Source organism: Burkholderia sp. YIM B11467 (genome assembly GCF_052952715.1).
In genome coordinates this window covers 17,798-41,708 of the sequence record NZ_JBQVSQ010000022.1, presented here as the reverse complement: position 1 = coordinate 41,708, position 23,911 = coordinate 17,798, and the positions used below count along the sequence as shown (strand labels likewise).

At 64.3% G+C, this 23,911-nt stretch carries 22 protein-coding genes, 1 tRNA gene and 2 pseudogenes; 22 read left to right on the top strand and 3 right to left on the bottom strand.

All coding sequences use genetic code 11. The features are described 5' to 3' along the window. On the top strand, window positions 1–80 hold an 80-nt coding region (locus ACTRWB_RS37580; protein WP_275905657.1), incomplete at its 5' end, for an IS3 family transposase. A gap of 59 nt (window positions 81–139) precedes the next feature. Here the strand turns inward: ACTRWB_RS37580 and ACTRWB_RS37575 are convergent. The 3 genes from ACTRWB_RS37575 to ACTRWB_RS37565 form a co-directional block, all read right to left on the bottom strand. Then, the gene (locus tag ACTRWB_RS37575; protein WP_446904881.1) at window positions 140–1,690 is read right to left on the bottom strand and encodes a SulP family inorganic anion transporter; all 1,551 of its coding nucleotides are present in this window, start codon (window positions 1,688–1,690) and stop codon (window positions 140–142) included. Window positions 1,691–1,733: 43 nt separating this feature from the next. Continuing rightward, window positions 1,734–2,375 (bottom strand): carbonic anhydrase, encoded by a 642-nt coding sequence (locus tag ACTRWB_RS37570; RefSeq protein WP_446904880.1) that lies wholly within the window; start codon window positions 2,373–2,375, stop codon window positions 1,734–1,736. 382 nt (window positions 2,376–2,757) lie between these two features. After that, complete coding sequence (locus ACTRWB_RS37565; protein ID WP_343493704.1) at window positions 2,758–3,270, bottom strand: hypothetical protein; 513 nt, start codon at window positions 3,268–3,270, stop codon at window positions 2,758–2,760. A gap of 169 nt (window positions 3,271–3,439) precedes the next feature. On the opposite strand from ACTRWB_RS37565, the gene ACTRWB_RS37560 reads away from it, so the two are divergent. The 21 genes and pseudogenes from ACTRWB_RS37560 (at window position 3,440) to ACTRWB_RS37460 (ending at window position 23,906) form a co-directional block, all read left to right on the top strand. Then, on the top strand, window positions 3,440–4,699 hold the full coding sequence (locus ACTRWB_RS37560; protein WP_446904879.1) for a branched-chain amino acid ABC transporter substrate-binding protein: 1,260 nt from the start codon (window positions 3,440–3,442) through the stop codon (window positions 4,697–4,699). Between the two features lie 107 nt (window positions 4,700–4,806). After that, the gene (gene rpsO / locus ACTRWB_RS37555) at window positions 4,807–5,076 is read left to right on the top strand and encodes a 30S ribosomal protein S15 (protein WP_006398792.1); all 270 of its coding nucleotides are present in this window, start codon (window positions 4,807–4,809) and stop codon (window positions 5,074–5,076) included. Between the two features lie 290 nt (window positions 5,077–5,366). Next, window positions 5,367–7,514: a polyribonucleotide nucleotidyltransferase gene (pnp, locus tag ACTRWB_RS37550; RefSeq protein ID WP_343493706.1), complete on the top strand. Its 2,148-nt coding sequence runs from the start codon at window positions 5,367–5,369 to the stop codon at window positions 7,512–7,514. Window positions 7,515–7,662: 148 nt separating this feature from the next. Further along, window positions 7,663–8,682 (top strand): NAD(P)H-quinone oxidoreductase, encoded by a 1,020-nt coding sequence (locus tag ACTRWB_RS37545; RefSeq protein ID WP_048249353.1) that lies wholly within the window; start codon window positions 7,663–7,665, stop codon window positions 8,680–8,682. A gap of 140 nt (window positions 8,683–8,822) precedes the next feature. After that, window positions 8,823–9,578 (top strand): triose-phosphate isomerase, encoded by a 756-nt coding sequence (gene tpiA, locus ACTRWB_RS37540; protein WP_419684644.1) that lies wholly within the window; start codon window positions 8,823–8,825, stop codon window positions 9,576–9,578. 72 nt (window positions 9,579–9,650) lie between these two features. Continuing rightward, window positions 9,651–10,028: a preprotein translocase subunit SecG gene (secG, locus tag ACTRWB_RS37535; RefSeq protein WP_048249357.1), complete on the top strand. Its 378-nt coding sequence runs from the start codon at window positions 9,651–9,653 to the stop codon at window positions 10,026–10,028. 111 nt (window positions 10,029–10,139) lie between these two features. Beyond that, a tRNA-Leu gene (locus tag ACTRWB_RS37530) sits at window positions 10,140–10,224 on the top strand. Between the two features lie 154 nt (window positions 10,225–10,378). After that, window positions 10,379–10,738: an NADH-quinone oxidoreductase subunit A gene (locus ACTRWB_RS37525; protein WP_006398798.1), complete on the top strand. Its 360-nt coding sequence runs from the start codon at window positions 10,379–10,381 to the stop codon at window positions 10,736–10,738. A 62-nt stretch (window positions 10,739–10,800) separates the two neighbouring features. Then, entirely contained in the window at window positions 10,801–11,280 is a 480-nt protein-coding gene (locus ACTRWB_RS37520) for a NuoB/complex I 20 kDa subunit family protein (RefSeq protein ID WP_006398799.1), read from the top strand. 21 nt (window positions 11,281–11,301) lie between these two features. After that, window positions 11,302–11,904 carry an NADH-quinone oxidoreductase subunit C gene (locus tag ACTRWB_RS37515; protein ID WP_006478264.1) on the top strand — a complete coding sequence of 201 codons (603 nt, stop codon included), beginning with the start codon at window positions 11,302–11,304 and terminating at the stop codon, window positions 11,902–11,904. Window positions 11,905–11,913: 9 nt separating this feature from the next. Next, window positions 11,914–13,095, top strand: a pseudogene (locus ACTRWB_RS37510) (NADH-quinone oxidoreductase subunit D); the annotation flags it as partial. Then, window positions 13,088–13,291: pseudogene (locus ACTRWB_RS37505) on the top strand (NADH-quinone oxidoreductase subunit D-related protein); the annotation flags it as partial. The pseudogenes ACTRWB_RS37510 and ACTRWB_RS37505, both read left to right, overlap by 8 nt. Before the next feature lie 172 nt (window positions 13,292–13,463). After that, window positions 13,464–13,949, top strand: a complete 486-nt coding sequence (gene nuoE, locus ACTRWB_RS37500; RefSeq protein ID WP_129512606.1) for an NADH-quinone oxidoreductase subunit NuoE — start codon at window positions 13,464–13,466, stop codon at window positions 13,947–13,949. After that, window positions 13,946–15,262 carry an NADH-quinone oxidoreductase subunit NuoF gene (gene nuoF / locus ACTRWB_RS37495; RefSeq protein ID WP_048249360.1) on the top strand — a complete coding sequence of 439 codons (1,317 nt, stop codon included), beginning with the start codon at window positions 13,946–13,948 and terminating at the stop codon, window positions 15,260–15,262. Before nuoE ends, nuoF begins: the two co-directional genes overlap by 4 nt. An 85-nt stretch (window positions 15,263–15,347) precedes the next feature. Next, complete coding sequence (gene nuoG / locus ACTRWB_RS37490) at window positions 15,348–17,678, top strand: NADH-quinone oxidoreductase subunit NuoG (protein WP_446904878.1); 2,331 nt, start codon at window positions 15,348–15,350, stop codon at window positions 17,676–17,678. Further along, a complete protein-coding gene (gene nuoH / locus ACTRWB_RS37485; RefSeq protein ID WP_129512604.1) occupies window positions 17,679–18,746 on the top strand; it encodes an NADH-quinone oxidoreductase subunit NuoH in 1,068 nt (355 codons plus the stop codon). It begins immediately after the preceding gene. Between the two features lie 15 nt (window positions 18,747–18,761). Then, entirely contained in the window at window positions 18,762–19,250 is a 489-nt protein-coding gene (gene nuoI / locus ACTRWB_RS37480) for an NADH-quinone oxidoreductase subunit NuoI (protein WP_014896508.1), read from the top strand. A 102-nt stretch (window positions 19,251–19,352) separates the two neighbouring features. Next, window positions 19,353–20,003 (top strand): NADH-quinone oxidoreductase subunit J, encoded by a 651-nt coding sequence (locus tag ACTRWB_RS37475; protein ID WP_048249365.1) that lies wholly within the window; start codon window positions 19,353–19,355, stop codon window positions 20,001–20,003. 17 nt (window positions 20,004–20,020) lie between these two features. After that, window positions 20,021–20,326 carry an NADH-quinone oxidoreductase subunit NuoK gene (gene nuoK, locus ACTRWB_RS37470; protein WP_048249367.1) on the top strand — a complete coding sequence of 102 codons (306 nt, stop codon included), beginning with the start codon at window positions 20,021–20,023 and terminating at the stop codon, window positions 20,324–20,326. A 17-nt stretch (window positions 20,327–20,343) separates the two neighbouring features. After that, a complete protein-coding gene (gene nuoL, locus ACTRWB_RS37465; RefSeq protein ID WP_446904877.1) occupies window positions 20,344–22,398 on the top strand; it encodes an NADH-quinone oxidoreductase subunit L in 2,055 nt (684 codons plus the stop codon). Window positions 22,399–22,415: 17 nt separating this feature from the next. Continuing rightward, on the top strand, window positions 22,416–23,906 hold the full coding sequence (locus tag ACTRWB_RS37460) for an NADH-quinone oxidoreductase subunit M (RefSeq protein WP_129512601.1): 1,491 nt from the start codon (window positions 22,416–22,418) through the stop codon (window positions 23,904–23,906). Window positions 23,907–23,911: the final 5 nt, after the last annotated feature.

Here is a 23,911-nt window from a genome sequence, read left to right as displayed (position 1 = left end):
ACTACAACCACGAACGTATCAAGCTCAAACTGAAAGGGCTGAGTCCCGTGCAATACAGGACTCAGCCCCTCGGCGCCTAGCCTTTAACTGTCCAACTTCGTGGGGTCAGTTCACGCCGGGGCGTTTTTTCATGCGCCGCTCATTCGGCGGCCGGCGCGCGGAACATCCAGCGGCGGCTGGCCGGGCGGGGCGCCGGGCTGCGTCGGCGGAACTCGACCGTGATCCCGCGCCGCGGCGCATCGGCGACGAACGCGTCGAGCAGTTCGAGCACGTCGTGATCGATGTAGTCGGCGCGTGTCGCGTCGATGATCACCGCCGCCCGGTCCGGAATGTGCCGCAGGTGATGCTTGACCTGCACCTTGCCGAGAAACGAGACGTCCTTGCGGAACGACAGCAGGAAGTGGTCGTCGTGCTGCGCGAGCGTGACAGGGCTTTTCAGGTTCGCGACGGCGACCGCCAGCACGCTGCAGGCGAGGCCGAACGCGATGCCGAACAGCAGGTCGACCGCGAGTACGCCGGCGATCGTCGCGGCGAACGGCACGAACGCGGCCGGCCCCTGCTTCATCACCGAGCGGAACAGCGCCGGTTTCGCGAGCTTGAAGCCGGTGTGGATCAGGATCGCGGCAAGGCTCGCGAGCGGGATCAGGTTGATCAGGCCGGTGAGCGCGAACACGCTCGCGAGCAGCAGCATCCCGTGGACGATTGCCGACATCCGGCTTTGCGCGCCCGCGTTGACGTTCACCGAGCTGCGCACGATCACCGACGTGATCGGCAGGCCGCCGAACGCACCCGCGACGAGATTGCCGACGCCCTGTGCCTTCAGCTCGCGGTCGGGCTGCGTCGGCCGGCGCTTCGGGTCGATCTGTTCGACCGCTTCGAGGCTCAGCAGCGTTTCGAGGCTGGCAACGACCGCGAGCGTGATCGCGACGCGCCACACGTCCGGATTGACGAGCTGCGCGAAGTTCGGGCCGAGCTCCGCGTGCTTGAGCGAGGCCGCGAACGCCGCGAACGAGCCGAGCTCGGGCAGCGTCACGCGATGGGCGGCGCCCGGCGCGACCGACGGCGCGACGACGCCCAGCACGAGCGTGGCGCCGATGCCCAGGACGACGACCGCGAGTGGCGCGGGCACCGAACGCACTAGCGCGAAGCGGCGCAGTGCGGGCGTGTCCCACGCGATCAGCAGCGCGAGCGAGGCGAGCGCGATGGCCGTGGCCGCCCACGCGACCGGCAGGCCCGGCCACGAAGCAAACGATTGCGCAGCCGAGCCGCCGATGCCGAACGCAAACGGAATCTGCTTCACGATCAGCAGCAGGCCGATCGCGGCGAGCATGCCCTTGATGACGGGCGACGGCACGTAGGCGGCGAAGCGGCCGGCACGCAGCATGCCGAACCCGAACTGCAGCACGCCGGACAGCAGCACCGCGAGCAGGAACGCGGAGAAGCTGCCGAGCTGCGCGATCCCTTCGACGACGATCACGACGAGCCCGGCGGCCGGTCCGCTGACGGACAGCGACGAGCCGCTCAGCAGCGCGACGACGATGCCGCCGACAATGCCGGACACGAGCCCGGCGAACGGTTCGACACCGGATGCGTTGGCGATGCCGAGACACAGCGGCAGCGCAACGAGAAAAACGACGATGCCGGCGACGATGTCGCGCGGCAGGGTGGACAGGCGCTCGTTCAGTTTCATGGTTGGGGTGATTTCATTGGCTTAGGGGGCAGCGGGGTACGCGTCAGCCGAGCGCGGCGGCCGTCGCGGCCGGCACGGGTTCGACGTTGGCAAGCGGCGTCGCGTAGCCGGAATCGAGCTCCAGCAGGCGGCCGTCGGTGAGCGAAAAGATCCAGCCGTGCACGAGCGGCGGCCGTTCACGGCCCCGCACGATCGGCGACGCGCGCAGCAGCCGCACCTGTTCGAGCACGTTCAGTTCGGCGAGGCGGTCGGCGGCGACCGTGTCGTCGAGCCCGTCGAGCGTGTCGCGATGGCGCCGCGCGAGCGCGCAGAGCGGTGCGATGCGGCGCGCGACGTGCGGCAGGTCGGATGGCGGCGGCAGCAGCGACGCGCGCACGCCGCCGCAGCCGTAGTGCCCGCACACGATCACGTGGTCGACCTGAAGCACGCGCACCGCGTACTCGAGCACGCTGGCGGAATTGTCGTCGTCGGGATGGAACAGGTTCGCGATGTTGCGATGGACGAACAGCTCGCCGGGTGCGCAATGCGTGATGGTTTCGGCCGGCACGCGGCTGTCCGAGCAGCCGATCCACAGCACGCGCGGATTCTGGCCGCGCGCGAGCGCGTCGAAAAAGCCGGGCGTGTGTTCGCGCGTCTCGCGGGCCCACGCGATGTTGGCGACCAGCATGCTCTTGGGGCGATTCATGAGGACTCCTTTTTGATAAAGGCAAATGAATATCGGCCGAATTGGCGCAATATGATGCTTTCTAAATTGAAAGGTTGAATTTCGACTGATATTAGGGGTATGCCCTAGCGTTCCGGGTGTCCTGAAACAAATTGTTTCAAATTGACTGGACGTAGTGCATCGCCTGCACCAACCCAACGCATGACATGCATGGCGCATGCCTGTTTCCGCGCGAAGGCCCGCATGACGGGGATTTCAGCGTATTGCCATCGGAATGTCATCGATCGGAAAAGATTTCCGTCGCATTTTCTGAATTAATTAGATGGCGGAAAAAAGGAAATGGCCATTCACGCAATAATTCGTGAATGGCCATGGTGAAAATTGCGCGTCAATGCGTAATCGATCAGAACATGTTGCGGCGATCGGGATCGTGCAGCGGGTCCGGCGTTTTCTGCGTGATGCGCAGAATGCCCTGCGGATCGAAATAGAAGCTGTACATCATGTACCAGACGTTGTCCTCGAGATACCGGTACGTCCACACCTCGCGCTTCATCAGCGGGAAGTAGGATGTCTCGACGGGGCGTCCGAAATTGACGAGGACATCGGTCTTCGTCCACTTGCCGATCTCCGCGCGATAGAACTCGTTCGGTTGCAGCACCTGGCGCACGTTGACGATCTTGTGAGCGGCGTCGACGTCGGCCGCGACCGTGACCTCGCCCATCGGCTGGGTCGGCCACATCAGGCGTTTGCCGCCGCCGGGCAGGTCGTAGATCTCGCGTGGCGGGCCCATGCGCGCGACGATCGCCGACTCGTCCTGGCCGGCCTGGTATTGCTGCCACGGTTGCGCGCAACCGGCCAGCAGCGCGGCGGCACCGGCCAACAGCACCGGCAGGCGCGCGGGAATGCGAATGCCCATGGGGATTCTCCAGAACACGGAAACACATCCCGTTTTATCACGGACGGCGCGCGACGGCGCGTCGTGCGAAAAAAATCGGTGCGGATCGCTGGCGCTGCGATGCTTGCGGGCGACAGGGGCGCGGGCCTATGATCCGCGCTTCTCGGGCAGATTGAAGGGCAGGTAGCCGATGCAGGGATGGAAGCGGTGTGCGCTCGCGTTGAGCGCGGGCTGGATGCTGGTGTCGTCCGCGTTTGCCGCGGGCGAGCCGGTGCGGATCGCACTGATCGAAGGGATGTCGGGCCCGTTCGCGAACGCGGGCACGGCGGTCGAGCGCAACCTGCGCTTCGGTGTCGAGCAGGTCAACGCGGCGGGCGGCGTGAAGCTGCGCGACGGCGCGCATCCGCTCGAGCTGGTCGTGCTCGACAGCAAAGGCAGCCCGGAGGAGGCACTTGTGCAGTTGCGCGCGGCCGCGGACCGCCATATCGGTTTCGTCACACAGGGCAACAGCTCGGCTGTCGCGGCCGCACTCGTCGCGGCGCTCGACAAGCTGAACGCGCGCGATCCGGACAACCGGATGCTGTTCCTCAACTATTCGGCCGACGATCCGGCGCTGACCGGCGCGCGCTGCAGTTTCTGGCATTTCCGCTTCGACGCGCACGCAGGCATGCGGATGGCCGCGCTCGCGGACGTGATGGCGAGCGACCGCGCGCTGCGCAAGGTCTATCTGCTGAACCAGGACTACAGCTTCGGCCACGACGTGAGCACGCTCGCGCGGCAGGCGCTCGCCGCACGGCGCCCCGACGTGACGATCGCCGGCGACGAATTCCACCCGATAGGCCGGATCAAGGATTTCTCGCCGTACGTCGCGAAGATCCGCGCGAGCGGCGCCGATGCCGTCGTGACCGGCAACTGGGGCAACGACCTCACGCTGCTCGTGAAGGCGGCGCGCGAGCAGGGGCTGAATGCGAAGTTCTATACGTTCTACGGCAACAGCCTCGGCGCACCGGCGGCACTCGGCGACGCCGGGGTCGGGCGAGTCGTGGCCGTCGCGGACTGGCACCCGAACGCGGGCGGCGCGAAATCCGACGCGTTCTACCGCGCGTTCCGGACCCGTTTCCCGGCCGCGCAGGACGACTATCCGGTGCGGCGCATGAGCCTGATGATCGAGATGCTGGCCGCCGCGATGAACCGCGCGGGGTCGGCCGACCCCGTCGCGGTCGCGCGTGCTCTCGAGGGCCTGTCGTTCGACGACGGCTTCCACGCGTCGCGGATGCGCGCGCAGGATCATCAACTGATCCAGCCCCTTTACGTAATGCAGATGGACAAGGCCGGCACGCCGGGCGTGCGCTTCGACAACGAGGGTTCCGGCTACGGCTTCCGGACGGTGCTCGCGGTGCCGGCGCAACGCACGGAGATGCCGTCGACCTGCTCGATGACGCGCCCGTGACAGGGGGCGGTAAGAAAGGCGTGGAGTTGTGCTACAATGCCCGCCGGTTGTAAGTCACGGCACGGCCATTCTTCCGTGTCCGCCTGTTCAGTTAGAAAGGAAATCAAATGTCTGTTGCAGATATCAAGAAGTCGGAAGTCGTTGCTCAGTTCGCCCGCGGTACCAACGACACGGGTTCGCCCGAAGTCCAGGTCGCACTGCTGACCGCACGTATCGTCGAACTGACGGGTCACTTCAAGACCCACGCGAAGGATCACCACAGCCGCCGCGGCCTGCTGCGCATGGTTAGCCGCCGCCGCAAGCTGCTCGACTACCTCAAGGGCAAGGATGCCGACCGTTACCGCGCGCTGATCGAGAAGCTGGGTCTGCGTAAGTAATCGAGGCGATTGCCGCCAGCAAGATGCCTGTGTCAGTCCGCTGATACAGGCATTTTGTTTTTGCGCGGTGCGTAGCGTCACGCGCACCGCAGGCTGTCCGGCCATTCGTGCCGGGCTGCCGGGACGGCCGATACCGGAGTCGGGATTTGTGTCATTCCAGCGCGCCGCTGCATGAGCGCCGCGCTGGAATGGCATAAGAAACACACCTTGCTCCGGGTGATTCGGTCGCGACGCCGCCGCACGGCAGGGCCGATGCGGTGAATGATAGAAATGCATTCAAAGGAGCAACCATGTCCATGTTCAACAAGGTCGTGAAGGAATTCCAGTGGGGCCAGCACAAGGTGCGCCTCGAAACCGGTGAAGTCGCTCGCCAGGCGAGCGGTGCGGTGATCGTCGACGTCGAAGACACCGTCGTGCTGGCAACCGTCGTCGGCGCGAAGTCGGCGAAGCCGGGTCAGGATTTCTTCCCGCTGACCGTCGACTACCTCGAGAAGACCTACTCGGCCGGCAAGATCCCGGGCGGCTTCTTCCGCCGCGAAGGCCGTCCGTCGGAGCACGAGACGCTGACGTCGCGCCTGATCGACCGTCCGCTGCGCCCGCTGTTCCCGGAAGGCTTCTACAACGAAGTCCAGGTCGTGATCCACGTGCTGTCCGTGAACCCGGAAGTCCCGGCGGACATCCCTGCGCTGATCGGCGCATCGGCCGCGCTCGCCGTGTCGGGCCTGCCGTTCAACGGCCCGGTCGGTGCCGCGCGCGTCGCGTACATCGACAACGCCTACGTGCTGAACCCGACGCGTGACCAGATCAAGGCATCGAGCCTCGATCTCGTCGTCGCAGGTACGGAACGCGCGGTGCTGATGGTCGAATCGGAAGCCGATCAACTGTCGGAAGAAGTGATGCTGGGCGCGGTGGTGTTCGGCCACGAGCAGATGCAAGTGGCGATCGACGCGATCCACGAACTGGTGCGCGAAGGCGGCAAGCCCGAGTGGGACTGGCAGCCGGCGCCGAAGAACGAAGCGCTGATCGCGCGCGTGACCGAACTGGCGCAGAACGACCTGCTCGCTGCTTACCAGCTCCGCGACAAGCAAGCCCGTTCGACGAAGCTGAAGGAAGTCTACTCGGCGACCTCGGCGAAGCTCGAGGAAGACGCGCAGGCGGCCGGTACGGCAGCGGCCGACAAGGCCACCGTCGGCAACGTCCTGTTCGACATCGAAGCCAAGATCGTCCGTTCGCAGATCCTGAACGGCGAGCCGCGCATCGACGGCCGCGACACGCGCACCGTGCGCCCGATCGAGATCCGCACCGGCGTGCTGCCGCGTACCCACGGCTCGGCGCTGTTCACGCGCGGCGAGACGCAGGCGCTGGTCGTCGCGACGCTCGGCACGAAGGGTGACGAGCAGATCATCGACGCGCTCGAAGGCGAATACCGCGAGCGCTTCATGCTCCACTACAACATGCCCCCGTTCGCGACCGGCGAAACGGGCCGAGTCGGCTCGCCGAAGCGTCGCGAAATCGGCCACGGCCGCCTCGCGAAGCGCGCGCTGGTCAAGTGCCTGCCGAGCGCCGACGAATTCGGCTACTCGATCCGCGTCGTGTCGGAAATCACCGAATCGAACGGTTCGTCGTCGATGGCATCGGTGTGCGGCGGCTGCCTGGCGCTGATGGACGCCGGCGTGCCGATGAAGGCGCACGTCGCGGGTATCGCGATGGGCCTGATCCTCGAAGGCAACAAGTTCGCGGTGCTGACCGACATCCTCGGCGACGAAGATCACCTCGGCGACATGGACTTCAAGGTGGCCGGCACGGAACAAGGCGTGACGGCGCTGCAGATGGACATCAAGATCCAGGGCATCACGAAGGAAATCATGCAGGTCGCGCTCGCGCAGGCGAAGGAAGGCCGCATGCACATCCTCGGCAAGATGACGTCGGCGGTCTCGGGTGCGAACACGCAGCTGTCGGAATTCGCGCCGCGCATGATCACGATCAAGATCAACCCGGAAAAGATCCGCGACGTGATCGGCAAGGGCGGTTCGGTGATCCGCGCGCTGACGGAAGAAACGGGCACGACCATCGACATTTCGGACGACGGCGTCGTGACGATCGCGAGCACGAACAGCGACGGCATGGCCGAAGCGAAGAAGCGCATCGAGAACATCACGGCCGAGATCGAAGTCGGCCAGGTGTACGAAGGCACGGTGCTGAAGCTGCTCGATTTCGGCGCGATCGTGAACCTGCTGCCGGGCAAGGATGGCCTGCTGCACATCTCGGAAATCGTCAACGAGCGTGTGAAGGACATCAACGACTACCTGAAGGAAGGCCAGCAGGTCAAGGTCAAGGTCATCCAGACGGACGAAAAGGGTCGCGTGCGTCTGTCGGCCAAGGCGCTGCTGAATGAAGCAGCGGCGGCGTCGCAGTCGGATACGCCGCCGCAGCAGTAAGCGGGCAGGCGGACCAACGGCCGGCAGTGCGAAAGCGCGCCGGCCGTTTTTTCTGTAGCATCGTTGTGCGGCGCAGCAGCGCCGGCGAGGCGCCTGTGCCGCGCGCACGGGCGCGCCATCCGATTCCGATCCTGGAGCGACCATCACCATGAAAGCCATCGAAATCACCGAATTCGGCGCCCCCGACGTGCTGAAGCTTGCGGAGCGTCCGCGCCCCGAACCGAAGCGCGGCGAGGTGCTGATCAAGGTGGCGGCTTCCGGCGTGAATCGGCCTGACGTCTTTCAGCGCAAGGGGGCGTATGCACCGCCGCCGGGCGCGTCGGATCTGCCGGGCCTCGAGGTCGCGGGCGAAATCGTCGGCGGCGACTTGTCCGATGCCGCGCTGAATCCGTTCGGCCTGAAGCTTGGCGATCGCGTGTGCGCGTTGCTCGCGGGCGGTGGGTATGCCGAATATGCGGTCGCGCCGCTGCTGCAATGCCTGCCGGTGCCCGGCGGGCTGACCGACATCGAGGCCGCGTCGCTGCCCGAAACGTTCTTCACCGTGTGGAGCAACGTGTTCGACCGTGCGCAGCTTGGCGCGGGCGAGGGTGGCGAGCATGAGACGCTGCTCGTGCAGGGCGGCTCGAGCGGCATCGGCGTCACGGCGATCCAGATCGCGCATGCGCTCGGCTTTCGCGTGTTCGCGACGGCCGGCACCGCCGACAAGTGCCGTGCGTGCGAGGCGCTCGGCGCCGAACGCGCGATCAACTACAAGACCGAAGACTTCGTCGAGGTCGTGAAGTCGCTGACGCACGATCGCGGCGTCGACGTGATCCTGGACATGGTGGCGGGCTCGTACGTGCCGCGCGAGCTGTCCGCGCTCGCGGACGGCGGCCGTCTCGTGCTGATCGCGCTGCTCGGCGGGGCGAAGGCCGACGTGAACCTGAGCGAGATCCTGCGTCGCCGGCTGACGGTGACGGGTTCGACGCTGCGGCCGCGTCCGGTCGAGTTCAAGGCGCGCATCGCCGCGCAGCTGCAGGCGCGCGTGTGGCCGCTGATTGCCGACGGCCGCATCAAGCCGGTGATCTACCGTGTGCTGCCGGCCGCGGAAGCCGCGCAGGCGCATGCGCTGATGGAAAGCAGCGAGCACACCGGCAAGATCGTGCTCGATTGGGGTACGAACGCCTGACGCCCGTGCGGCCGGGCTTGACATGCGCGGTTTGACCGGTTCAAGCCGCGCGCAGTAAAATCGCCGGTTTGCTTCGCCAGATCAAACCTGACCGCCGGTTTCCGGCGCGTTAATGACACAGCGGTGACGAGACAGACACGATGTCGAAACAGAGAACGAAGCGGGTGATCGGCAACTGGAAGATGCACGGCCGTCTGGCCGGCAACCAGGCGTTGCTGAACGAAGTGGTGCAGGGCGCGGACGCCGTGGCGGCCGAAACGTCGGTCGGCGTGTGCGTGCCGTTCCCGTATCTCGCGCAGGTTCAGGCGCAGCTTGGCGGCGGTCGTGTCGCATTCGGCGCGCAGGACGTGTCCGCGCACGAGCAGGGCGCGTTCACCGGCGAAGTGGCGGCCGCGATGGTCGCCGAGTTCGGCGCACGCTATGCGATCGTCGGCCATTCGGAGCGTCGCGCGTATCACGGCGAAAGCAGCGAGACGGTCGCGGCGAAGACGCAGCGCGCGCTCGCGGCCGGCCTCACGCCCGTTGTGTGCGTCGGCGAGACGCTCGACGAGCGCGAGTCGGGCGCGACCGAGCAGGTCGTCGGTGCGCAGCTCGACGCGGTGCTGGCCGTGCTGACGGCTGACGAGGCGGTGCGCATCGTCGTCGCGTACGAGCCGGTCTGGGCGATCGGCACGGGCAAGAGCGCGACGTCGGCGCAGGCGCAGGACGTGCACGCGTTCCTGCGTGCGCGTCTCGCGGCGAAGGGTGCGGCGGACGTGTCCGTGCTGTACGGCGGCAGCGTGAAGCCGGACAACGCGGAAGAGCTGTTCGCGCAGCCGGACATCGACGGCGGCCTGATCGGCGGCGCGTCGCTGAAGGCGGAAGATTTCCTGGCGATCTGTCGGGCCGCGCGTTGAGCGGTCCGAGATCGAATTGAACCATGACGGCGGCCGGTCGATCCGGTCGCCCGATCCAATCGGGTGGGTGTGATGCTGTTATTCAAAACGCTGATTATTGTGGTGCAGGTACTGTCTGCACTTGGTGTGATTGGTCTCGTGCTGCTGCAGCACGGCAAGGGTGCCGACATGGGTGCTGCATTCGGCAGCGGCGCGTCGGGCAGCCTGTTCGGTGCGACGGGCTCGGCGAACTTCCTGTCGCGCACGACGGGTATCCTCGCGACGATCTTTTTTATCGCGACGCTCGCGCTGACGTACCTCGGTTCGTACAAGTCGACGCCGTCGGCAGGCGTGCTGGGCGCGGCGGCGACCGCTCCGGCACCGGTGTCCGCCGCATCGGCACCGGCTGTCGCGGCGTCCGCTGCAGCGGGTTCGGCTGCAAGCGCGCCGGGCCAGGACGTCCCGAAATAAAAAGTCAAAAATTTTGCGGTTGTGCGTTGAACAATTCTGGAAGTCGGGTTAGAATTTAATTCTTGAAGCGATTCGCGGGAAACGAGCAGCATAACCCGAGTTGCATGCAGTGCCGACGTGGTGAAATTGGTAGACACGCTATCTTGAGGGGGTAGTGGCGAAAGCTGTGCGAGTTCGAGTCTCGCCGTCGGCACCAAAGTTACTCAATGCCAGCCGCTTCTAGTGGCTGGCATTTTTCATTTCTGGGGTGTGCTTGCGGTTGTCTTGCGATCGCATGCACTCCGAAATGATTCCTTCCGCCGGATAGTGGTATTCTCCGGACGCTCAGAACTAACCGATAGAGGATTGCCTTGAACCTCGCAGCCTATTACCCCGTCTTGTTGTTCCTCCTCGTGGGCACTGGTTTAGGTATAGCGCTGGTCAGCATCGGCAAGCTCCTTGGTCCCAACAAGCCGGACGTCGAGAAGAACGCACCGTACGAGTGCGGCTTCGAAGCCTTTGAAGACGCCCGGATGAAATTCGACGTTCGGTATTACCTCGTCGCCATCCTGTTCATCATCTTCGATCTCGAAACCGCATTCCTGTTCCCGTGGGGCGTCGCGCTCCGGGACATCGGCTGGCCGGGTTTCATCGCAATGATGATTTTTCTGCTCGAATTCCTGCTGGGCTTTGCCTATATCTGGAAGAAAGGCGGGCTCGATTGGGAGTGATGGGTTAATCGCCGGTTTGCATGAGCGGCCACGCTCGGTCGCTCGTCTGGAGTGGAAAGCAAATGAGTATCGAAGGGGTCTTGAAGGAAGGGTTTGTCACCACGACGGCTGACAAGCTGATCAACTGGACGCGTACCGGCTCGCTGTGGCCGATGACGTTCGGGCTCGCGTGTTGCGCCGTCGAGATGATGCATGCGGGCGCGGCCCGTTACGATCTGGACCGGTTCGGCGTCGTGTTTCGTCCGAGCCCGCGTCAATCGGACGTGATGATCGTTGCCGGCACGCTCTGCAACAAGATGGCACCCGCACTGCGCCGCGTGTACGACCAGATGGCCGAGCCGCGCTGGGTGATCTCGATGGGGTCGTGCGCGAATGGCGGCGGCTACTACCACTACTCGTATTCGGTGGTCCGCGGCTGCGACCGGATCGTGCCGGTCGACGTCTACGTGCCGGGCTGCCCGCCCACGGCCGAGGCGCTGGTCTACGGCGTGATCCAGCTTCAGGCGAAGATCCGCCGCACCAATACCATCGCCCGTCAATAAAGCCCCGAGCGTCCCCTCAATATGGCAAGCAAAATCGAGACTCTCAAGGCAAACCTCGAAGCCGCGCTCGGCGCGCGCGTGGTGAGCCTCACCGAAGCGATCGGTGAACTGACGCTCGTCGTGAAGGCGAGCGATTACCTCGAAGTCGCAAAGACGCTTCGCGACGATCCGAAGCTCCGTTTCGAGCAGCTGATCGACCTCTGCGGCGTCGACTACCAGACCTTCGGCGACGGCGCCTACGACGGCCCGCGCTTCGCGGCCGTGTCGCACCTGCTGTCGGTCACGAACAACTGGCGCCTGCGCCTGCGTGCATTCGCGCCGGACGACGACCTGCCGATCGTGGCATCGCTGGTCGACATCTGGACCTCCGCGAACTGGTACGAGCGCGAAGCGTTCGACCTGTACGGCATCGTGTTCGAAGGCCACCCCGACCTGCGCCGCATCCTCACCGACTACGGCTTCATCGGTCACCCGTTCCGCAAGGACTTCCCGGTGTCGGGTTACGTCGAAATGCGTTACGACCCGGAAGAGAAGCGGGTCGTGTACCAGCCGGTGACGATCGAGCCGCGCGAAATCACGCCGCGCGTGATCCGCGAGGATCGCTATGGCGGTCTGAAACATTAAGGGGGCGTCATGGCAGAAATCAAGAACTACACGCTCAACTTCGGCCCGCAGCACCCGGCAGCGCACGGCGTGCTGCGCCTGGTGCTCGAGCTCGACGGCGAAGTCATCCAGCGCGCCGATCCGCACATCGGCCTGCTGCACCGCGCGACCGAAAAGCTCGCGGAATCCAAGACCTTCATCCAGTCCGTGCCGTACATGGACCGTCTCGACTACGTGTCGATGATGGTCAACGAGCACGGCTATGTGCTCGCGATCGAAAAGCTGCTCGGCATCGACGTGCCGGAGCGCGCGCAGTACATCCGCGTGCTGTTCGACGAGATCACGCGCGTGCTGAACCACCTGATGTGGATCGGCGCACACGCACTCGACGTCGGCGCGATGGCCGTGTTCCTGTACGCTTTCCGCGAACGCGAAGACCTGATGGACGTGTACGAAGCGGTGTCCGGCGCCCGGATGCACGCGGCGTACTACCGTCCGGGCGGCGTCTACCGCGATCTGCCTGACGCGATGCCGCAATACAAGGCGTCGAAGATTCGCAACGAGAAGGCGCTCGCGAAGATGAACGAATCGCGTAGCGGCTCGGTGCTCGACTTCATCGACGACTTCTTCACGCGCTTCCCGAAGTGCGTCGACGAATACGAAACGCTGCTGACCGACAACCGGATCTGGAAACAGCGTCTGGTCGGGATCGGCGTGGTCAGCCCGGAACGCGCGCTGCAGATGGGCCTGACGGGCCCGATGCTGCGCGGCTCGGGCATCGCGTGGGATCTGCGCAAGAAGCAGCCGTACGAAGTGTACGATCGCATGGATTTCGACGTGCCGGTCGGCGTGAACGGCGATTGCTACGACCGCTATCTGGTCCGCGTCGAGGAAATGCGCCAGTCGATCCGCATCGCGAAACAGTGTATTGAGTGGCTCCGAAAGAATCAGGGCCCGGTGATGACGGACAATCACAAGGTTGCACCGCCGTCGCGCGTCGGCATGAAGACCAACATGGAAGACTTGATTCACCACTTCAAGCTCTTCACCGAAGGTTTCCATGTGCCGGAAGGCGAAGCGTACGCGGCGGTCGAGCATCCGAAGGGTGAGTTCGGCATCTACCTCGTGTCGGATGGTGCCAACAAGCCGTATCGCCTCAAGATTCGCGCACCGGGTTTCGCTCACCTGGCGTCGCTCGACGAAATGGCGCGCGNTCGAGCATCCGAAGGGTGAGTTCGGCATCTACCTCGTGTCGGATGGTGCCAACAAGCCGTATCGCCTCAAGATTCGCGCACCGGGTTTCGCTCACCTGGCGTCGCTCGACGAAATGGCGCGCGGTCACATGATCGCCGACGCCGTCACGATCATCGGTACGCAGGACATCGTGTTCGGCGAGATCGATCGCTAATGGTTGCGCCGCCCGCACGAGCGGGCGGCGAGCAGTAAGTCACACGCGATGCGCGCTGAACCGGTGCGGCTTCGCAAGCTGTCAACAGAGTGAGCGCCAGGTCTGCCGTCCATGCACCCCAGTGTGCGGCAGGTTGTTCGTTCGGTAGGAATTGAAAGAGTCGTGTCTGAAAATGATCTCAGCTGAAGGCCTGAAAGAAATCGATCGAGCGTTGACGAAGTATCCCGCCGATCAGAAACAGTCCGCCGTGATGTCGGCGTTGGCCGTTGCTCAGGAAGAGCATGGCTGGCTGTCGCCCGAACTGATGCAGTTCGTTGCGGACTATCTCGGCATGCCGGCCGTTGCCGTGCAGGAAGTCGCGACGTTCTACACGATGTACGAGCTCAACCCGGTCGGCAAGCACAAGATCACGCTTTGCACGAACCTGCCGTGCCAGCTGGGTCCGGACGGCGGCGCGGAAGCGACTGCCGACTACCTGAAACAGAAGCTGGGCATCAGCTTCGGCGAGACCACGCCCGACGGCAAGTTCACGCTGAAGGAAGGCGAATGCATGGGCTCGTGCGGCGATGCGCCGGTGCTGCTGGTGAACAATCACAGAATGTGCAGCTTCATGAGCCGCGAGAAGATCGACCAGCTGCTTGAGGAGCTCTCGAAATGACGTCCCTCCACGACCGTCACATCAAACCGCTGATCCTCGCTGGTCTGAACGGCGAGAACTGGCATCTCGAAGACTACGTTGCGCGCGGCGGCTACAAGCAGCTGCGCCGCATTCTCGAAGAAAAGATCACGCCCGAGCAGGTGATCGCCGACGTGAAGGCGTCGGGCCTGCGTGGCCGTGGCGGTGCGGGCTTCCCGACCGGCCTGAAGTGGAGCTTCATGCCGCGCCAGTTCCCGGGGCAGAAGTACCTCGTCTGCAACTCGGACGAAGGCGAGCCGGGCACGTTCAAGGATCGCGACATCCTGCGCTGGAACCCGCACGCGCTGATCGAAGGCATGGCCATCGGCGCATACGCGATGGGCATCACCGTTGGCTACAACTACATCCACGGCGAAATCTTCGAAGTGTATCGACGCTTCGAGGCCGCGCTCGATGAAGCGCGCGCAGCGGGGTTCCTCGGCGACAACATCATGGGCTCGGAATTCTCGTTCCAGCTGCACGCGCACCATGGTTACGGCGCGTACATCTGCGGCGAGGAAACGGCACTGCTCGAGTCGCTCGAGGGCAAGAAGGGCCAGCCGCGCTTCAAGCCGCCGTTCCCGGCGAGCTTCGGCGTGTACGGCAAGCCGACCACGATCAACAACACCGAGACGTTTGCCGCGGTGCCGTTCCTGCTGTCCATCGGGCCGCAGAATTACCTCGAGATCGGCAAGCCGAACAACGGCGGCACGAAGATTTTCTCGGTGTCGGGCGACGTCGAGCGTCCGGGCAACTATGAAGTGCCGCTCGGCACGCCGTTCGCGACGCTGATGGAGCTCGCCGGCGGGATGCGCGGCGGCAAGAAGATCAAGGCCGTGATTCCGGGCGGTTCGTCGGCACCGGTGATCCCGGGCGACATCATGATGCAGACCGATCTCGATTACGACGCGATCGCGAAGGCGGGCTCGATGCTCGGTTCCGGCGCGGTGATCGTGATGGACGAGACGCGCTGCATGGTGCGCTCGCTGCTGCGCCTGTCGTACTTCTACTACGAGGAATCGTGCGGCCAGTGCACGCCGTGCCGTGAAGGCACCGGCTGGCTGTATCGCGTCGTGAACCGTATCGAGCACGGCGAAGGCCGTCAGGAAGATCTGGACCTGCTGAACTCGGTTGCCGAGAACATCATGGGCCGCACGATCTGTGCGCTCGGCGATGCGGCGGCGATGCCGGTGCGCGGGATGCTCAAGCACTACTGGGACGAATTCGCGTACCACGTCGAGCACAAGCACTGCATGGTCGGCGGCCACGCGCCGCATGTGGCTGCGGCAGCCTGAAGCGAAACACCCGGTTGCGGAATTTGAGCGCACGGTCGGGCGAACGCGCGAACGAGCGGAAATAGGTTAAGGACCATTCACCATCATGGTTGAACTTGAAATAGACGGCAAGAAGGTCGAGGTGCCCGAAGGCAGCATGGTGATCCAGGCTGCGCACAAGGCGGATACGTACATTCCTCACTTCTGCTATCACAAGAAACTGTCGGTTGCGGCCAACTGCCGGATGTGTCTCGTCGAAGTCGAGAAGATGCCGAAGGCCGTGCCTGCCTGCGCGACCCCCGTGTCGGCCGGCATGATCGTCCACACGCAGTCCGACAAGGCTGTGAAGGCGCAGCAGTCGGTGATGGAATTCCTCCTCATCAATCACCCGCTCGATTGCCCGATCTGCGATCAGGGCGGCGAATGCCAGCTGCAGGATCTGGCGGTCGGCTACGGCAAGTCGTCGTCGCGCTACGCGGAAGAAAAGCGCGTGGTGTTCCACAAGAACGTGGGCCCGCTGATCTCGATGGAAGAAATGTCGCGCTGCATCCACTGCACGCGCTGCGTCCGCTTCGGCCAGGAAATCGCCGGCGTGATGGAGTTCGGCATGCTGGGCCGCGGCGAGCACTCGGAAATCACGACGTTCGTCGGCAAGACGGTCGACTCCGAGATGTCGGGCAACATGATCGACCTGTGCCCGGTCGGCGCGTTGACCAGCAAGCCGTTCCGCTACAGCGCCCGTACCTGGGAACTGTCGCGCCGCAAGTCGGTGAGCCCGCACGATTCCGTCGGCGCGAACCTCGTCGTGCAGGTGAAGAACAACCGCGTGATGCGCGTGCTGCCGTTCGAGAACGAAGCCATCAACGAATGCTGGATCTCGGACAAGGACCGCTTCTCGTATGAAGGCCTCAACAGCGAAGAGCGCCTGACGAAGCCGATGCTGAAGCAGGGCGGCCAGTGGATCGAGACCGACTGGCAGACCGCGCTCGAATACGTCGCGAAGGGCCTGAAGGGCATCGCCGCGGATCACGGCGCGAACGCGCTGGCGATGCTCGCGAGCGCGCACAGCACCGCTGAAGAGCTGTTCCTCGTGAAGCAGCTCGCCAACGAACTGAAGACGCCGAACGTCGATTTCCGTCTGCGCCAGCAGGATTTCTCGGCACCGGTCCAGGGTGCACCGTGGCTCGGCATGCCGATCGCCGACCTGTCGAACGTGGACGCCGCGCTCGTTATCGGTTCGTTCCTGCGCCGCGACCACCCGCTGTTCGCCGCCCGCCTGCGCCAGGCCGCGAAGAACGGCGCGAAGCTGCACTTCCTGCACGCGACCGGTGACGACGCACTGATCCCGACCGCGCAGCGCATCGTCGCCGCGCCGTCGGCATGGCTCGACGAACTGGCCGGCATCGCCGCGGCCGTCGCGCAACTGCGCGGCGTCGCGCTGCCCGACACGCTCGCGGGCGTCACGGCATCGCCGGCTGCACAGACGGTCGCTCAAGCGCTCGCGAACGGCGAACGCCGCGCGGTGCTGCTCGGCAACGTCGCGGTCCGCCATCCGGAATTCGCGAAGCTGCACGCTGTCGCGCAGTGGATCGCCGACAACACCGGCGCCACGTTCGGCTTCCTGACGGAAGCGGCGAACACGGTCGGTGCGCACGTCGTCGGCGCGCTGCCGGGCGACGGCGGCCTGAATGCACGCGAAGCGTTCGCGCAGCCGCGCAAGGGCTACGTGCTGCTGAACGTCGAACCGGAATTCGATACGGCCGATCCGGCGCAGGCGCTTGCCGCGCTGAACCAGGCGGAAATGGTCGTCGTGATGTCGCCGTTCAAGCACGGCCTCGACTACGCCGACGTGCTGCTGCCGGTTGCGCCGTTCACGGAAACGGCCGGCACGTTCGTCAACGCGGAAGGCACCGTGCAGAGCTTCAACGGCGTCGTGCGCCCGCTCGGCGACACGCGTCCGGCCTGGAAGGTGCTGCGCGTGCTCGGCAGCCTGCTCGGCCTGCCGAACTTCGAATACGAGACGGCGGAAGAAGTGCGTCTCGCGGCGCTCGGCGACGCAGGGGTTGCCGGCCGTCTGTCGAACCAGACGTCGGTCGCACCGGCGCGCGTCGCGGCGAATGCCGCGAACGGCGGCTTCGAGCGCCTCGCCGATGTGCCGATCTATCACGCCGACGCGCTCGTGCGCCGCGCAGGTGCATTGCACCTGACGGTCGCCGCGAAGGCAGCGAATGCCGCGGCCCTGCCGGCCGCGTTGTTCGACAAGCTGGGCTTGAAGGAAGGCGACGCCGTGCGCGTGCGCCAGGGCGAGCGTGCGGTGCAGTTGCCGGCCGTGCGCGACGCGAATCTTGCGGAGACGGTCGTTCGCGTGTCGGCGGCAACGCCTGCCGGCGCAGCGCTCGGCAGCCTGTCCGGTGAACTGGTGGTGGAGAAGGCGTAAATGAGCTTGTTCGATACGATCAACGCGGGCGGATCCCAGCTTCTCGGCTTCGCGTGGCCGACGGTGTGGGCAATCGTGCGCATCCTCGTCGTCTCCGTCGTCATCCTGCTGTGCGTCGCGTACCTGATTCTGTGGGAACGCAAGCTGATCGGCTGGATGCACGTGCGTCTCGGTCCGAACCGTGTCGGCCCCGGCGGCCTGCTGCAGCCGATCGCCGACGTGCTGAAGCTGCTGCTGAAGGAAGTCATTCAGCCGAGCGCGGCCAGCCGGTGGCTGTACCTGATCGCGCCGGTCATGACCGTCGTGCCGGCGTTCGCGGTGTGGGCCGTGATCCCGTTCCAGGCCGAAGCTGTCCTCGCGAACGTGAACGCGGGCCTGCTGTACGCGATGGCGATCTCGTCGATCGGCGTGTACGCGGTGATTCTCGCGGGCTGGGCATCGAACTCGAAGTACGCGTTCCTCGGCGCGATGCGCGCCGCGGCGCAGATGGTTTCGTACGAAATCTCGATGGGCTTCGCGCTGGTGCTGGTGCTGATGACGGCCGGCAGCCTGAACCTGTCGGAAATCGTCGGTTCGCAGCAGCACGGCTTCTTCGCGGGCCACGGCGTGAACTTCCTGTCGTGGAACTGGCTGCCGCTGCTGCCGGCGTTCGTCGTCTACTTCATCTCGGGCATCGCCGAAACGAACCGTCACCCGTTCGACGTGGTGGAAGGGGAGTCGGAGATCGTCGCGGGTCACATGATCGATTACTCGGGCATGGCGTTCGCGCTGTTCTTCCTCGCCGAGTACATCAACATGATCGTGATCTCGGCGCTGGCTGCGACGCTGTTCCTCGGCGGCTGGGATGCACCGTTCGAGTTCCTGTCGTTCATTCCGGGCATCTTCTGGCTGGTGCTGAAGGTCTTCGCACTGCTGTCGGTGTTCATCTGGGTCCGTGCGACGTTCCCGCGTTACCGTTACGACCAGATCATGCGCCTGGGCTGGAAGGTGTTCCTGCCCGTCACGGTGATCTGGGTGATCGTGGTCGGCTTCTGGATGATGTCGCCGCTCAACATCTGGGTGAAGTAAAGATCGGACGAAATCATGACGGCTATCCAACACTTCTTTAAGACCTTCTTCCTGACCGAGCTGCTGAAAGGGCTCGCGCTGACCGGTCGTTACACGTTCAAGCGCAAGGTCACCGTGCAGTTCCCGGAAGAGAAGACGCCGATCTCGCCGCGCTTCCGCGGGCTGCACGCGCTGCGCCGCTACGAGAACGGTGAAGAGCGCTGCATCGCGTGCAAGCTGTGCGAGGCCGTGTGCCCCGCCATGGCGATCACGATCGAATCGGAAACGCGCGCGGACAACACGCGCCGCACGACGCGCTACGACATCGACCTGACGAAGTGCATCTTCTGCGGTTTCTGCGAAGAGAGCTGCCCGGTCGATTCGATCGTCGAGACGCAGATTCTCGAGTACCACGGCGAAAAGCGCGGCGACCTGTATTTCACGAAGGAAATGCTGCTCGCGGTGGGCGATCGCTACGAGAAGGACATCGCTGCGGCAAAGGCTGCCGACGCGCCGTATCGTTGATTGTGTTTGCAGTGCCGGCCCGAAGCACGGGCCAGCCGCCGCGACGGGTGCGGGCGTCCCGCAAGCCGCGCCTGACTATGGCCTAACGATGAACCGGTAATCATGGAATTCACGACCGTACTGTTCTACATCTTCGCGCTGCTCCTGGTGGTATCAGGGCTGAAGGTGATCACTTCGCGCAACCCGGTGGCGTCTGCGCTTTTCCTTGTGCTGGCGTTCTTCAACGCCGCCGCGATCTGGATGCTGCTGGAAGCGGAGTTCCTCGCGATCCTGCTGGTGCTGGTGTACGTGGGCGCCGTGATGGTGCTGTTCCTGTTCGTCGTGATGATGCTGGACATCAACATCGACTACCTGCGTCGCGACTTCAAGCGCTTCGTGCCGATGGCGACCGTGGTCGGCGCGATCATCGTGATCGAGACCGCGCTGATCCTGTGGCGCGGCTACGGCGACACGCACACCGTGCACGCGATGGCGACGGGCGAAATGGCCAACTGGTCGAACACGCGACTGATCGGCAAGGTGATCTACACCGACTACATCTTCGCGTTTGAAATCGCCGGCCTCGTGCTGCTGGTCGCGATCATTGCCGCGATCGGGCTGACCGAGCGCAAGGGCAAGGACAGCAAGCGCCAGCGTGTGTCGGATCAGGTCAAGGTGCGCCGCGACGACCGCGTGCGCCTCGTGAAGATGGACGCCGAGAAGCCGGAGCCGGAAGCGGCGCAGAGCGAAGCCGGTTCGGGCAACAACGGCTAAGCGGAGAAAAGAAAACCATGTTGACTCTTGCTCATTACCTCGTGCTCGGCGCGATTCTGTTCGCGATCAGCATCGTCGGGATCTTCCTGAACCGCCGCAACATCATCATCATCCTGATGGCGATCGAACTGATGCTGCTGGCGGTGAACACCAACTTCGTCGCGTTCTCGCACTATCTCGGCGATATACACGGCCAGATCTTCGTGTTCTTCGTGCTGACTGTCGCCGCAGCGGAAGCCGCGATCGGTCTCGCGATTCTGGTGACCCTGTTCCGCAAGCTCGACACGATCAATGTCGAGGATCTCGATCAGCTCAAAGGTTAATCTCAGGCTACGCTGTTATGTCAACGACACTCAATGAAAACCTGCTGCTGGCGATTCCGCTCGCTCCGCTGGCCGGCTCGCTGATTGCGGGGCTGTTCGGGAACGCAGTCGGGCGCAAGGGCGCACACCGGATCACGATCCTCGGCGTGATGATCGCGTTCCTCCTGTCGGCGAAAGTCTTCCTCGACGTGATGGGCGGCGCGAGCTTCAACGCGACCGTCTACGAATGGATGAACGTCGGCTCGCTGAAGCTCGAAGTCGGCTTCCTCGTCGATTCGCTGACCGCGATGATGATGGTCGTCGTGACCTTCGTCTCGCTGATGGTGCACATCTACACGATCGGCTACATGGCGGAAGAAGACGGCTACCAGCGCTTCTTCTCGTACATCTCGCTGTTCACGTTCTCGATGCTGATGCTCGTGATGAGCAACAACTTCCTGCAGCTGTTCTTCGGCTGGGAAGCGGTGGGTCTGGTGTCGTACCTGCTGATCGGCTTCTACTTCACGCGTGAGAGCGCGATCTACGCGAACATGAAGGCGTTCCTCGTGAACCGCGTGGGCGACTTCGGCTTCTTGCTCGGCATCGGCCTGCTGCTCGCGTTCGCCGGCTCGATGAACTACGGCGAAGTATTCGCGAGGCGCGCAGAGCTCGCGAGCCTGCACTTCCCGGGCACCGACTGGGGCCTGCTGACCGCCGCCTGTATCTGCCTGTTCATCGGCGCGATGGGTAAATCGGCTCAGTTCCCGCTGCACGTGTGGCTGCCGGACTCGATGGAAGGCCCGACCCCGATCTCGGCGCTGATTCACGCGGCGACGATGGTGACGGCCGGCATCTTCATGGTGGCGCGCATGTCGCCGCTGTTCGAGCTGTCGGACACCGCGCTGTCGTTCATCATGGTGATCGGCGCGATCACGGCGCTGTTCATGGGCTTCCTCGGCATCATCCAGAACGACATCAAGCGGGTGGTCGCGTATTCGACGCTGTCGCAGCTCGGCTACATGACCGTCGCGCTCGGCGTGTCCGCTTACCCGGTCGCGTTGTTCCACCTGATGACGCACGCGTTCTTCAAGGCGCTGCTGTTCCTCGGCGCGGGCTCGGTGATCATGGGCATGCACCACGACCAGGACATCCGCAACATGGGCGGCCTGCGCAAGTACATGCCGATCACGTGGATCACGTCGCTCGTCGGCTCGCTCGCGCTGATCGGTACGCCGTTCTTCTCGGGCTTCTACTCGAAGGACTCGATCATCGACGCGGTGAAGCTGTCGCACCTGCCGGGTTCGGGCTTCGCGTACTTCGCGGTCGTCGCGAGCGTGTTCGTCACGGCGCTGTACTCGTTCCGCATGTACTTCCTGGTGTTCCACGGCGAAGAGCGTTTCCGCAAGCCGAAGCATCCGGAATCGCCGATGGGCATGGCGGCCGCGCATGGCCACGACGACCACGGCCATGGCCACGGTCATGACGACCACGCGCACGAACCGCACGAGACCCCGTGGGTCGTGTGGGTGCCGCTCGTCCTGCTGGCGATCCCGTCGGTGATCATCGGTGCGATCGCGGTCGGCCCGATGCTGTTCGGCGACTTCTTCGCGCACGGCGTGGCGTTCGACAAGGTGATCTTCATCGGCGAAAACCATCCGGCACTGGCCGAGATGGCCGAGGAGTTCCACGGCTGGGTGGGCATGGGCCTGCACTCGGTGTCGGGCCTGCCGGTCTGGCTCGCGCTCGCCGGTGTCGTCGTCGCATGGTTCCTGTACCTGAAGCGTCCGGAGCTGCCGGCGTCGATCCGCCGCGCGTTCGGCCCGATCTACACGCTGCTCGACAACAAGTACTACATGGACAAGATCAACGAGGTGGTGTTCGCCCGCGGTTCGGTGGCGATCGGCCGCGGCCTGTGGAAGGAGGGTGACGTCGTGGTGATCGACGGCCTCGTCAACGGCAGCGCGCGGTTCATCGGCTGGTTCGCCAGCGTGATCCGCTTCCTCCAATCCGGTTACATCTATCACTACGCGTTCGCCATGATCATCGGCATGCTGGGGCTCCTGACCCTGTTTGTAACGCTCGGCGGCAAATAAGGCGGGGGGACAACTTAATGCACGCTTTTCCGATTCTGAGTACCGCGATCTGGCTGCCGATCGTTTTCGGCCTCCTCGTGCTTGCGGTGGGTAACGACAAAAATCCGGGGACGGCCCGCTGGGTCGCGCTGATCGGTTCGCTGCTCGGCCTCGCGGTCACGATTCCGCTGATCACGGGCTTCGATTCGAGCACGGCCGCGCTGCAGTTCGTCGAGAAGTCGACCTGGATCGAACGCTTCGACATCTCGTATCACCTCGGGGTCGACGGCATCTCGATGTGGTTCGTCGTGCTGACTGCGCTGATCACGGTGATCGTCGTGATCTCCGCGTGGGAAGTGATCACCGAGAACGTCGCGCAGTACCTCGCGGCCTTCCTGATCCTGTCCGGGATCATGATCGGCGTGTTCTCGGCGGCCGATGGCCTGCTGTTCTACGTGTTCTTCGAGGCGACCCTGATCCCGATGTACATCATCATCGGCGTGTGGGGCGGCCCGAACCGCGTGTATGCGGCATTCAAGTTCTTCCTGTACACGCTGGCCGGCTCGCTGCTGATGCTGGTCGCGCTGATCTACCTGTACACGGAAACGCACTCGTTCGACCTGGCGACGTGGCAGAACGCGAAGATCGCGATGACGCCGCAGATCCTGCTGTTTATAGCGTTCTTCCTTGCGTTCGCGGTGAAGGTGCCGATGTGGCCGGTGCACACCTGGCTGCCGGACGCGCACGTGGAAGCGCCGACGGGCGGCTCGGTCGTGCTGGCCGCGATCATGCTGAAGCTCGGCGCGTACGGTTTCCTGCGCTTCTCGCTGCCGATCACGCCTGACGCGAGCCACTTCCTGGCCCCCGTCGTGATCACGCTGTCGCTGATCGCGGTGATCTACATCGGCCTCGTCGCGATGGTGCAGGCCGACATGAAGAAGCTGGTCGCGTATTCGTCGATCGCGCACATGGGCTTCGTCACGCTCGGCTTCTTCATCTTCAACCAGCTCGGCGTCGAAGGCGCGATCATCCAGATGATCTCGCACGGCTTCGTGTCGGGCGCGATGTTCCTTTGCATCGGCGTGCTGTACGACCGCGTGCACTCGCGCCAGATCGCCGACTACGGCGGCGTCGTCAACGTGATGCCGAAGTTCGCGGCGTTCGCGATGCTGTTCTCGATGGCTAACTGCGGCCTGCCGGGTACGTCGGGTTTCGTCGGCGAGTTCATGGTGATTCTCGCGGCCGTCCAGTACAACTTCTGGATCGCCTTCGGCGCGGCGTTCACGCTGATCCTCGGCGCGGCCTACACGCTGTGGATGTACAAGCGCGTGTACTTCGGCGCGGTCGCGAACGATCACGTCGCCAAGCTGAAGGATATCGGCCGTCGCGAATTCGTGATGCTGGCCGTGCTTGCCGCGTTCACGCTGCTGATGGGCCTGTATCCGAAGCCTTTCACCGACGTGATGCACGTTTCCGTGGAAAACCTCCTCTCCCATGTCGCGCAGTCCAAGCTGCCGCTGGCGCAGTAATCGCG